Origin of the sequence: Mesotoga infera, assembly GCF_900157305.1 — a bacterium.
GTDB classification, from domain to species: domain Bacteria; phylum Thermotogota; class Thermotogae; order Petrotogales; family Kosmotogaceae; genus Mesotoga; species Mesotoga infera.
On sequence record NZ_LS974202.1, the window covers coordinates 197735 to 209588 of the forward strand.

The window sequence follows — 11854 nt, forward strand, 5'->3', positions numbered from 1 at the left end:
TCCTCCGATCTCCCTAACAAGTATATGATAGTTGTCGCTTTATTTCCTGCGTGGGTGCTAGAATTTCAGCGGGAGGTTCACGATAGATGAGAAGGTCGGCGTTTATAGTAATTTTCATAGTGATTTTCCTGATTTCTTCATGCGTCAGGGTCTCTTCGGCTTCGCTGAGATATATAAGGTTCACTTTCTCGCCGTGGGAGCCTTTTCTGGAGATTGTTCCCGGCGTAAGGCTATCGCTGGAAGGGGCTGAAAAAACAGCGACACTATCCTACGCGGTTCAAAGACTCTCCGGAGACAGTCTTTTGCTGGTCTTCGAGGAGGATAGGTCCCTTTCCGGAATAGTCATGGAGCTCTCTCACGAGTTGCTTGGAGTGGAAGTGTCGCAGGTGCTTATGGTACAGCCCCTGCTGAGAGATGGTGCCTTCTCGCTTGCCGATTCCGGTTACGAATTTTCTGTGAGCCGTGATGCTCTAGAAACCGTGGTGAGGTTCACTCAGCTCCCTTACTGCCTGCTCATAAGCAGGGCCGACGCCCTTTACTTTGCCCAGCATCTTCCCGGAAAGTACCTTCTCGAAGGAGATTTGCTTTATCACATAGGACCTAACTGGATCCCCTCGCATTCGGGCGTTTATCTCGGCGTCGATAGAGAGGCGGTCATGTCTAATGAAAACTACGGCTTCAACGACGGAGAGACCTTCGCCGATTCCTATCCCTACCAGACCCATGGTTTCAACCTCATCGAAGAGGGAGTCTTCGTCTTTCCAAACGACCTCGATGGTTCGAAATATGTCAACCTTTTCAACTACGACACATATTCTTCGCGCTGGTTGAAATATTGGGCTTCTGCCTTCACCGGTCCAAGAAGATACGTTGGAGAGCTCACCGGCGAGCAGAGAAGGAAGATCTCGAGGTATCTTTACAGGGTGTCCGATAACGGTGCTCTCTGGTCGGTTGGTCTGGCCTGGTCGGGTTACAGGGACCTTCCATTCACGAAAAGAGACCTTTACTCTTGCGTGGGTATTGTTGAAAAAGCTTACGAAAGCGCTGGAGCTAACATAGTACCTTTCTGGGACGACTGGTTCTATCTCAACTCCTTCGAAGAATTCTGCAGAACCATCGCAATCCCCTCGATCAGCGAGTACGAAGGCAATACGATCGAATTCAGGGTGAACACCCTATTGGCCGACTGGCAGTACGTTGGATCGACCGCATGGTACATTCCCGAATTCGCCTGGGTCTGGCGATCAACGGCCGAGGTCGAGCTGGTAGATTCTCCCGGAACCTTGACCAAAGAAGGAGATCACTGCATCTACAACTGGACTCCCACTCAGCCCGGAATGTACAAAGTGACCTTCAGATTTCACGGGCTTTTCGAGGGACATTCGGTTGAGAAGAGCCATACCCTTGAGATAAATGTGCTTCAAAAAAGATAGAGCTCCGGTCCATGCCAGCCATAAACGGAAAGATCGACCGTGTCACTCTCGTCGAACTCGACGCCTTCGCGTTCCAGGATAGCTTTCTGAAGAGAGTAACCGGCATGATCGCGTATGCTGATCCTGCCTTTGGAGTTTATCACACGTTGCCAGGGGACTTCGAGGTCGCTCACTCCAGCCATTGCGTATCCCACCATTAGGGCTGTACACCCCCCGACCATCCTGGCTATCTGTCCATAAGTGGCAACTTTACCGGAAGGTATCATTTTGACTGTTTCATAGATCCTTTTGTAAATTGATATCTCTTTCTCGTCCATCATCATCACCCAGAAACTCCACAATTTTTTAAAGGAACCGGCAGCGGACAGGCAGCAACCGTTGCCGGGAGATCGTAAAGAGATAGCTGAGCCTTTGCCGTTACTGCTCTACGGCTTCCATTCCGGCCTTTACCGCCTGGATGTTGAGTTCTATGAGGGTCGCTTTCTCGCCCGTGAGTTTCTTCTCAAAGGCCTTTCTCACACCTTCGAGCGTAACGGAGCCGGTCTTTGCGATATAGGCCCCAAGAACCACCATATTGGCCACTTTCATGTTTCCAAGCCTTTCTGCCACTGCACCGGCGTCGATCTTGACGATTTCTATGTCTTTTCTCGTGGACTCTCTGTCCACAACCGAGGTGTTGATTATCATAACTCCACCGGGCTGTATCTGCTTCTCGAACTTTATCAACGAGGGGATATTCATCACGATCAGCTCGTTGGGACTCTCGGTTATCGGAGAACCTATCGGTTCATCGTTTATTACTACCGTGCAGTTGGCTGTCCCTCCCCTCATCTCGGGCCCGTAGGAGGGGAGCCATGTGGTGTACTTTCCATCAAACATGCCTGCCGTCGCTATGACCTGACCCAGGAGCATCACTCCCTGTCCTCCGAATCCGGCAGCCACTAGAAGATGTTCTTTCATTTCAGATCACCGACCTTATCGACAAAAACACCGAGAGGGTATTCCTTTTTCATGTTTTCGTTCAACCACTTTATCGATTCGACCGGACTCAACCCCCAGTTCGTCGGACAGGTGGAAAGCACCTCGACCATCGCGAAGCCCAGACCCCTCAACTGAACCGTGAAAGCCTTCTTTATTGCTGCTTTTGCCTTTCGCACTTCCTGTGGAGAGCTAACCGCGACTCTTTCGAGATATATTATTCCGGCTGTCTCCTTTAGCAACTCCGATACGTGTAGCGGGAAGCCTTCGGTTTCGGATTTTCTCCCGTAAGGGGAAGTAGTGGTCTTCATCCCTAGCAGAGTGGTGGGAGCCATCTGGCCACCGGTCATTCCGTAGATCGCATTATTTACGAAGATGGTCGTTATCTTCTCTCCCCTGTTGGCGGCGTGAATTATTTCGGCCGTTCCGATGGCCGCAAGGTCACCGTCGCCCTGGTAGGTGAAGACCACTCTATCGGACAACGAGCGTTTCATCCCGGTGGCAACGGCCGGTGCCCTTCCGTGCGGCGCAACTGTACCGTCAACGTCGAAGAACTCGTAGGCGAAGACTGAGCAGCCCACAGGTGCGACCATCAACGTCTTTTCTCTTATGTTCAACTCGTCTATTGTCTCGGCTACAAGGCGGTGTATTATACCGTGATGGCATCCCGGACAGTATGAAAATTCCCTTTTTGCAAGCGATTCCGGTCTTTTGTAAGTCGCTTCAATCATATATCATCACCTCATACATGTTTAAGTAGCTCTGCGAGGACTTCGTCGGGCGTTGGAACCATTCCGCCGGTTCTTCCATAGAACTCAACGGGGACGGAACCTTCGACGGCGAGCCTGACGTCTTCCACCATCTGGCCAGTTGACATCTCGACGGTAAGGATCGTTTTAACACCTTGCGCAGCTTTTTTCAGCTCGGCGTAAGGAAAGGGCCAAAGCGTGATCGGTCTGAAGAGGCCGACTTTTATGCCTTTATTTCGCGCTAGCTTCACGACACTGCCGAGGATTCTTCCCATGGTACCGTATCCCACGAGCATATACTCGGCGTCTTCAAGGGCGATCGCCTCGTACCTGACCTCTCTGACCTTAACTCTTTTGTAAATCTCTTGAATGAGCATGTTCATCTTTTCAAGATTCACGGGATCGATGTCGAACGAAGTGACCTTATTGGCATTACGCCCTGTCGCTCCCCTGAGAGCCCAGGCCGAATGATCGTTTATCCCTTCCAGTTTGACGAATTCCGGGAACTCGACTGGCTCCATCATCTGCCCGAGCATTCCGTCGGCCAGAATAAGTACGGGCATGCGGTACTCATCGGCCATTCGGAAGGCATCTTCCATAAGATCTACTGACTCCTGAATACTGCCAGGCGCGAGGACTATAAGGTGGTAATCACCGTGAGCACCTCCCTTGGTTGCCTGGAAATAGTCGCTCTGGGCCGGTTGTATATCTCCCAGCCCCGGACCTCCCCTCACAACGTTCACGAACACAGCCGGAAGCATGGCTCCGGCTATGTAGGAGACTCCCTCCTGCATCAAGCTGAAGCCTGGACTGGAAGTAGATGTCATCACCCGGTTTCCAGTGCAGGCAGCCCCGTAAACCATGTTGACGGCCGCGACCTCACTCTCGGACTGCAGGAATACACCATTGACCTGTGGCATTCTACGGGCCATATATTCGGTGAACTCGGATTGGGGAGTTATGGGATATCCAAAATAAAGGCGGCAACCGGCCCTTACGGCGGCCTCGGCCATCGCTTCGTTTCCCTTGACCATTACTTTTTCGGCCATGTTTATCCCTCCTTCAGACCTTCGCCGTATCTTTGAAGACGGTTATAGCTGTGTCAGGGCACATCATGTAGCAGAAACCGCATCCGATACAGTTGTCGGGATCGTGCTGTCTGGCTGGATGATAGCCCTTGCTATTGAACTTTTCGGAGAAACTGAGTACTTTCTTCGGACAGAAGTTAATGCAAAGGCCGCAACCTTTACAACGTTCTTCGTCGATTTTCACGAAATTCTTACTCATTCTCTACCCTCCCAAGGATTTTTCATGTATTTGATTATACGAAACTCGTGATACCTTCCTTTCAGAAAATTTACACAATTCATGACGACGGTGAAGGCCACGGGTATTGCCGTTATTTTCGAGATCTTTTCGATAAAGTCCTCTCCGTACAGTATCTCTTTTTCAGTCGTTTCCGGGCCGATGTTGGAGTTGTTCACGAGAAAGTCTATCCTCATTCTCGATCTCTGCCCCAGTCTCTCGACGTGTGATACTGCGTTGGCGACCGTATCGTTGAAAGGTCTGTATGGATTCAAAACGTAGAAAGTTGTGCACCTCTCCAACGGCAATCTCCGGCTCAGAGAGGATAGAACCACCGCACCGTCGTCGTTGCCACCAACATCTATTACAATTCTGTATTCGGGGTTTTCCACGTAACCAAAGACTTCAGGGGGTATGATCGGAAGATCTGCTTGGGCAAGCTTTCCCGCCGGCGCAATTATCTTTATGCCATCTTTTTCGAAGGTTTCCCTGAGATCTCTCGATCTGTAATAAGGGCTGACGGTATCTATATCGGCTAGCGCTACTCTCTGTCCGGACCTCGAAAGCGATTGTGCGAAATTGAGAGCGATCTCCGTCTTTCCACTTCCGAACATTCCCATGAATATCAGTATCTTACCGGGAAAGTCCATCGTACTCTCTGGCCTCCTCTGAACCTTCTATAACCCTGAGACCGGCCATGGCGAGAGCCAGTTCTTCGTTCCCGCCCGGCACGATGTCTATCGGGGCTATGAAAGAAAGCTTTTCAGTGAGCCAGGGGATCATGAAATTCTTGTCGTAAGCTATACCACCGGTGATTATTATAGAATCCACTTCGCCTCTGAGAGCGGCGGCCATCTTTCCAGCCCATTTGATTATCTGATAGGCCATCGCTTTGTAAGCCATCTTGCAGTTTTGGTCACCTTGACGAATGTACATCTGGACTTTCTGGCAATCTGTCGTACCGGTGTAGGCCATCAATCCGCCCTTGCCCTTTATAAGTTTTTTCATTTCGTCTTTTGTGTAAGTGCCGGAGAAACAGAGCTTTATAAGACCGGTCAGCGGTAGAGTCCCCGATCTTTCTGGGCTGAAAGGGCCATCACCGTCGAGCGCGTTGTTGACGTCGATGACCTTTCCCTTTCTGTGGGCACCTATTGAAATACCTCCACCCATGTGAATAACCACTAGATTCATCTCTTCATACCTTTTACCATACCTTGCAGCTACCTGTCTTGCAACAGCCTTCTGGTTGAGCGCGTGGAATATCGATCTTCTCTTGAAGTCGGGATGGCCGGAATACTTGGCGAGCGGTTCCATCTCATCGACCACCACGGGATCGGCGATGAAGACCGGTATATCCCTGCCGCTCTCGCTTAAAAGTTCTCTGGCCAGTATTGCCCCGAGATTCGAGGCGTGTTCTCCATACCGGGCTGTTTTCAGGTCCTCTATCATACTATCATTCACATAGTATGTACCACCCTGGAGAGGTTTGAGCATTCCACCCCTTCCGACTATCAGGTCAATTCTATCCAGCGGATAGCCGCTTTTCTGGAGAAATTCGACTATCAATTTCTTGCGAAAGATCCTCTGCTCGTAGAGAGTGTTGAACTGAGAGAGTTCCTCTGGCTGGTGTCTTATGGTGTGTTCCCTGATAAGCTCACGATCATTGAAAAGTGCGAGTTTGGTAGATGTGGAGCCGGGATTGATTACCAGAACAATCGGCATTCATACCCCTCCCGCCAGTACGACGTTGAGTGCTATGGACTGGAGTTTCGTCCTCTCGGAGTCGGCTCTGGATGTCAAAATTATTGGCACCTTTCCGCCGACTATCGTACTTGCCAGCTCTGCACCCGATAAAAAGGCCATCGCTTTGTAAAAGATGTTTCCGGCTTCGATATCGGGTACTATAACTATGTCGGCGTCTCCCGCCACCGGGCTGACTATTCCCTTATGCTTCGCGGCTTCGGCCGAAATCGCGTTATCCAGGGCAAAGGGACCATCGACCTCAACCGCACCAAGCTGACCACGGGCGGCCATTTGAGAGAGAACCGCCGCATCAATAGTAGCCGGCATCTTAGGATTAACGACTTCAACTGCCGCCAGCACGGCCACCTTTGGCACTTCAATACCCAGAGCTCTGGCGACTGAAGCTGCATTCACGATGGAGTCGGCTTTCTGTTGGAGATCTGGAGATATAACCATTCCAGCGTCAGTAACCAGGAGGAGTTTGTGATACCTTTCCAGTTCGAAGATAGTCACCAGATTCATGGTTCTGCCTGTCTTTAGGTTGAAATCATCCTTGAGAAAGGCACTCAGAAGCTCCCCAGTCTTTATATACCCTTTCATGAGAAGCTGACTCTCACCTGAGCAGACCGAAAGTATCGCACCGGTTATTGATTCTGTTTTATTTTTGCAATCTATGATCGTGTAACCTTCTTTGAAATTCAAGGCCGAACACATCTCTTCTATCTTATCGGCCGAACCGTAGAAGCGGAAGGTGGCGATTCCCTCGAGATAAGCCTCCTTCGCCGACGAGATAACCACCTCATCTTCGGCGGCAGCAACTGCAACTACTTTCGGATTTTTCTTTGCCAGTTTCACGAGCGTAGAAAGATTGGTTATCAAAGTACCACCTCCAGATGGAACTCTTTCGCTTTTTCAACACCGGAAAGCACACGCTCGGCTCCTAAGGCCAGCGACATGAGCTCATTCTCACCGGGTTCTATAACAACGAGAGCGAATCTGCTCACGTATCCTTTGATCATTTCTACGAAGCTGCTGTTGTAAGCCATGCCTCCCGTGAGAACTATCGCGTCTATCTGTCCACCTGCTACAGCGCACATTCCGCCTATCTCTTTGGCGATCCCGTAGGCCATGGCTTCGATCACTTCGCGTGCCTTTTCATCGCTTCTGGCCATTTCCATGGCTACCCTTAGATCATCGGTACCCAGATAGGCGATCATTCCACCAGCTTTGGTGTACCGAGATAACAGCTCCTTTTCGGATAGCCCGCTGCTGAAACAGGCTTCCACGATGCTTCCAACGGGCAGTTCTCCCGATCTCGTTGGACTGAAGGGGCCTTCATCGTTCGCGTTGTTTACATCGACCATCTTTCCTCTCAATTGAAGTCCAACGGATATCCCCCCTCCCAGATGTACCACCACCAGGTTGAGACTCTCGACATTTCTTCCAAATTCAGCCGCCACCTGCCTCGCCGCCGCCTTCATGTTAAGCGCGTGCAAGAGTGAAACCCTGGGTATCTGTGGGAGACCCGAGTAGCGGGCCTCGGGCGAAAACTCATCAACTGAAACCGGGTCGGTTATGAAGACAGGAATACTGCCGCGCGACAGCTCCATTCCTATTGGGGCAGCCAGATTTGCAGGGTGATCCATTTTGGAACTGTTAAGCAGATATTGGCACATCTCTTCATTCACCCTGTATGTACCGCTTTCCATGGGGGGAAGTATTCCTCCCCGGCAGGCAATCGCATCGAACTGCTCGAGAGGGATATCTTTGACAGCGAGATAACTCCGTATCTCCTCGGCTCTCGATGCCACTCCCTTATCGTTTGATGAATCCTCATGCTTCATGTGCTTCAAAGATTCGGCTACTATCAGCATAGAGTCTTCGAAAACACCTATTTTTGTGGAAGTCGACCCCGGATTAATAACCAGAACTTTCATAGTTTCACTCCCTCAAAGAAGATTCCTTTCCTTGCCGTATTCCATAATAACCTTCTTCAATCTTCTAACTCCTTCTACTATGTCGTTTTTTGGAGGGAGACAGAAGGAGAGTCGCATCGAGTTCTTACAGGTATCGTCCAGTGAAAAAGCGATTCCCGGTACGAAGAGGATGTTTTCGGATTTTCCCATTTCAAGCATTTCATCTGTGTTGAAGCCTTCCGGAAGTGTGAACCATATGAAGAGACCCCCATCTGGCCTGGTCCAATGGAAACCTTCCATGTCACCGAAGTTTTTCTCCAGTTCTGCCAGCATCAGGTCTTTCTTCTCTTTGTAAAGGGCTATGGTCGGCTTAATCTGAGCCATGATGTCGTGTCTCTGAAGGTACCTGGCCGCCAGCCTCTGAGTCAAACTGGGTGTGCAGAGATCGGCCGCCTGTTTGGCCATGACCATCTTTCTAATAACATCGTGGTTACCGATAACAACTCCGAGTCTCAATCCGGGCGAGAGTATCTTGCTGAAAGTTTTGAGTAGCAGAACCCTGTCTTTTCCTCCAATTTTGAATATGGAATCTATGGGTTCGCCGTCGTATCTGAGATCTCCATATGGATCGTCTTCGACGATCAGAACATCGTACTTTTCGGCTATTTCCACCAGCCGCTTTCTCTTGGCCAGAGAAATCGTGACTCCTCCTGGGTTGTGAAAGTTTGATATGACGTATATGAACTTGACCTTTCCTATATCTCCCCTTGTCTTAATCTCTTCAAGGCTCTGTTCCAATTCATCGAGATCTACGCCGTCTTCGGTGAGATTCATGTAAACGTACTGTCTGGACCTCAACGAGAAGGTGCTGGCCGCTCCCAGATAGACTGGCTTGGATACGAAGTAGATGCTGTCCTCGTCAAGAAAGATTTTACTAACCAGATCTAACGCACTCTGAGAACCAACGGTTATGAGAAGGTTGTCCAACTCCAGACCTTCGATCCCGTTCTCTCTCTTGAGAAGGGCGATGAACTCCTCTTTCAGTATCGGATCGCCTTCGGTAGATGCGTACTGCAATGTATATCTGTATTCGTTTTCCAGTATTTCTCTGGATATTTCCGCCATCTCGTGTCTTGGAAAGGTCTCCGGGTCTGGAACTCCCCCACCAAAGGAGATCATTCCGGGTTTGCCGGTGACTTTGAGTAACTCTCTTATAATATTAGACTTCATCCTTTTGGCGATCTTGGAAAACTTATCCGTCATTGTGGAACACCCCCTAATTGTGTTTTTCAACTTATGTTTCAATATTTTAGAAGCAAAAATATGCCAGACCGTTCACCAAAGCGAGTCTGGCATTTATAGCTGATTATAGAATATCAAGTTACAGAGAAGCATATGTTGTGCAAGTATTTGCACGCAACCTTATTCAATTATGCAAACCTCTGCACTTATACACAGTAAGTAACTTAAAAATCGAAGAACTTTCCGTATCCAACCTTGAAATTGAATCCCAGCTTCTCGCCTAACGAGAGCAACGACGAAAACAAAAACTCCTGTTTGCCCTCGGGGCTGTAGTGCAGATTGAAGCTCAGTAAGGTCTTTCCGGTGATCGGTTCGGCCAATCTGTACCATTCGTATTCGAAAGGTTCACCATAATAATCATCGATCTTGTAAACGCCCGACCTAAGATACTCGAGGCGGATTTCTGCCAGTAATTTCTCCGTTTCATAAGAGAGTGCGAGAAGGTCCAGAGTCACATCAGGACCGTAAGGAAATCCGTAAAAGCCGTTGACAACCACGTACTGTCCACCCTCGATGTCGCTGGCATTGAAGCGGATCGGATTAGTGTACTTTCCCTCTTCGAAGTCTCTGTTGTAGAGGTAGGGGGTGCTGTGGTAATGTTCGTACTTCAGCTTCAGTCCTCCGGAGCTATCGAAAACCGTTTTTTCGCGGAGTGTGAACTGACTGTCCCACAGAAGAGGACCGGAGTAATTCCCCCCATCGATAAAAGTATATGTACCGCCAGCGTACCAACCCAGAGAAGTGGGGTTTTTCGTTCTGTCTCCCGGTATCAATATATCGTCGGCATACAGCAAACCATACATGTCGAAACGGTCGAGATCCAACTCCAGGAAGATACCGGCGTTCACATTTGAGTTCCGGGCGTAATTGTTGTGGAAGATGGTGAAGGGGCTGAGGTCTCTCAAGTCGGGAAAAGTTTTGCTAATCAGGTTGGTCTCTACCAGGCCCAATCTCAGGAATTGGTTGCTGAAGCCAAAGGAGTGACCTATCAACGTTTTGGGACTGTTATAGACCGATCTATCGGAAGAGATGATAAAAAAGTTGTAGTAATATCTGCCGTAGGAGACTTCCGTGTTCAAATCGAACCATATATGTTCGAAGTAAGGAACAGTCTCCGACAACACAAAGTTGTATGTGGCCGGCCCGAAGTGTAGCTTTCTTTTGCCTACCGAAAGTCTGATTAGAGAGTTCTCGTATTCGGCCAGTCCGACCCTGGGCAAATCGGTATCGATGTAGAGAGAATTTTTGTTTGGATCGAGCGGTAAGTTGGACCAGCCTCTACCCCGAAGATAGGCCGAAAGATCCTGCCTAAAATCGAATCTCAAGAGCGCCCTGTAAGAGGAGCCAGATAATTCGACTCCGAAAGTCGCGAAGGCAGGATATTTGAAATAGTCGTACATATCGTACATAGTCGGTCGGTAGTCTCTATCGTGCACCGGTAGATTGTTGTACGAAAGCACCGGGAAGAAACTGATGAAGAATCCCGGACTGGAAAAGGCAAAAACCGTCACTACCGAGAACATCAAGATCAGAAAGAGCCTCTTCATTTCGAACTACCTCCCATAAGCTACAGAGTTGGATTTATCGTTAACTAACCCATCTTTCGTTCATCCGTTGATTATCGCTTCGATATCTCTCATCACCGTATCCAGCTGGCCGGGGTTAGTCACAATATCGACTATTCTGGCATCGATCCTGTACACGGGAGAGCGGTTGTAACTGCTTATCCAGTCGGAGTAAAGCCTATCCAGCTGCTCCCAATATGCAATCGGCACGGCCAGCTCCATTTCGCGGCCTCTTCTCCTGATACGCGTGAGAATCGTGTCGATATCTGCATCGATATAGACCAGAAGGTCGGGATTCTTCAGATAGTTGATCATCGCATAGAACATTGTCGTATAGGCATCATATTCTCTACGGGACATTTTTCCGGTTTCGAAGAGGTTGCGTGCGAAGATTTCTGCGTCTTCGTAGATAGAACGATCGAAAACCATGTTTTCGTTTGCCTCAGCGTGTTTAAGTGAACAGTATCTGTGATAGAGAAAGTAAGTTTGCAGATGGTACGACCACCTCTTCTGATCGTAATAAAAATCTTCCAGAAAGGGGTTATCGGAAACGGATTCGAAATGGACTCCGTATCTCAATCTCTCGGCCACAGCTCCGGCAATCGTGGATTTTCCGGCACCGACATTTCCCGCAAAGACGATTATTCTTCCCAAAGCGTATCTCTCCCAGTCATCGCAAAGTGTACTGGCAAGACAAAGTCGGCATAATTACCTTATAAAAGATTCTATCATCAATGGCCTGCAAAGAAAACAGCAGCGCTCTAAAACATAAATTACGAGAGTACAGATCGGCTGGTAGATTGTTCAGTGCGACTGAGATGTTCAGTTGATAGTTTAAGGGGAAGCGTTGTTGTATAATTTCT

Annotated in this window: 13 protein-coding genes; 1 reads left to right on the forward strand and 12 read right to left on the reverse strand. The window is 49.1% G+C overall.

All coding sequences use genetic code 11. The annotated features are described in order from the left end of the window. The first annotated feature begins 86 nt into the window (after nt 1-86). Nucleotides 87-1433 (forward strand): hypothetical protein, encoded by a 1347-nt coding sequence (locus tag MESINF_RS00875; RefSeq protein WP_169698084.1) that lies wholly within the window; start codon nt 87-89, stop codon nt 1431-1433. On the opposite strand, the gene MESINF_RS00880 is transcribed toward MESINF_RS00875, so the two are convergent. The 12 genes from MESINF_RS00880 to MESINF_RS00935 form a co-directional block, all read right to left on the reverse strand. Beyond that, nucleotides 1421-1756: an MGMT family protein gene (locus MESINF_RS00880; RefSeq protein ID WP_231936796.1), complete on the reverse strand. Its 336-nt coding sequence runs from the start codon at nt 1754-1756 to the stop codon at nt 1421-1423. The two genes, MESINF_RS00875 and MESINF_RS00880, sit on opposite strands and share 13 nt — an antisense overlap. Before the next feature lie 94 nt (nt 1757-1850). Continuing rightward, entirely contained in the window at nt 1851-2393 is a 543-nt protein-coding gene (locus MESINF_RS00885) for a 2-oxoacid:acceptor oxidoreductase family protein (protein WP_169698085.1), read from the reverse strand. Continuing rightward, on the reverse strand, nt 2390-3142 hold the full coding sequence (locus tag MESINF_RS00890; RefSeq protein WP_169698086.1) for a thiamine pyrophosphate-dependent enzyme: 753 nt from the start codon (nt 3140-3142) through the stop codon (nt 2390-2392). Before MESINF_RS00890 ends, MESINF_RS00885 begins: the two co-directional genes overlap by 4 nt. Before the next feature lie 11 nt (nt 3143-3153). After that, entirely contained in the window at nt 3154-4209 is a 1056-nt protein-coding gene (locus MESINF_RS00895; protein ID WP_169698087.1) for a 3-methyl-2-oxobutanoate dehydrogenase subunit VorB, read from the reverse strand. 13 nt (nt 4210-4222) lie between these two features. Then, entirely contained in the window at nt 4223-4447 is a 225-nt protein-coding gene (locus MESINF_RS00900) for a 4Fe-4S dicluster domain-containing protein (RefSeq protein WP_169698088.1), read from the reverse strand. After that, entirely contained in the window at nt 4444-5115 is a 672-nt protein-coding gene (locus MESINF_RS00905; RefSeq protein ID WP_169698089.1) for a nucleotide-binding protein, read from the reverse strand. The genes MESINF_RS00900 and MESINF_RS00905 overlap by 4 nt, the downstream gene beginning before the upstream one ends. Next, complete coding sequence (gene buk, locus MESINF_RS00910; RefSeq protein WP_169698090.1) at nt 5099-6187, reverse strand: butyrate kinase; 1089 nt, start codon at nt 6185-6187, stop codon at nt 5099-5101. Before buk (MESINF_RS00910) ends, MESINF_RS00905 begins: the two co-directional genes overlap by 17 nt. Further along, nucleotides 6188-7087 (reverse strand): bifunctional enoyl-CoA hydratase/phosphate acetyltransferase, encoded by a 900-nt coding sequence (locus MESINF_RS00915; RefSeq protein ID WP_169698091.1) that lies wholly within the window; start codon nt 7085-7087, stop codon nt 6188-6190. It abuts the gene before it with no gap. Next, nucleotides 7084-8145 (reverse strand): butyrate kinase, encoded by a 1062-nt coding sequence (gene buk / locus MESINF_RS00920; RefSeq protein ID WP_169698092.1) that lies wholly within the window; start codon nt 8143-8145, stop codon nt 7084-7086. Before buk (MESINF_RS00920) ends, MESINF_RS00915 begins: the two co-directional genes overlap by 4 nt. A gap of 12 nt (nt 8146-8157) precedes the next feature. Beyond that, on the reverse strand, nt 8158-9387 hold the full coding sequence (locus MESINF_RS00925; RefSeq protein ID WP_169698093.1) for an aminotransferase-like domain-containing protein: 1230 nt from the start codon (nt 9385-9387) through the stop codon (nt 8158-8160). 203 nt (nt 9388-9590) lie between these two features. Further along, nucleotides 9591-10973, reverse strand: a complete 1383-nt coding sequence (locus MESINF_RS00930; protein ID WP_169698094.1) for a hypothetical protein — start codon at nt 10971-10973, stop codon at nt 9591-9593. Between the two features lie 60 nt (nt 10974-11033). Continuing rightward, nucleotides 11034-11645: a deoxynucleoside kinase gene (locus tag MESINF_RS00935; RefSeq protein ID WP_169698095.1), complete on the reverse strand. Its 612-nt coding sequence runs from the start codon at nt 11643-11645 to the stop codon at nt 11034-11036. Nucleotides 11646-11854 lie beyond the last annotated feature (209 nt).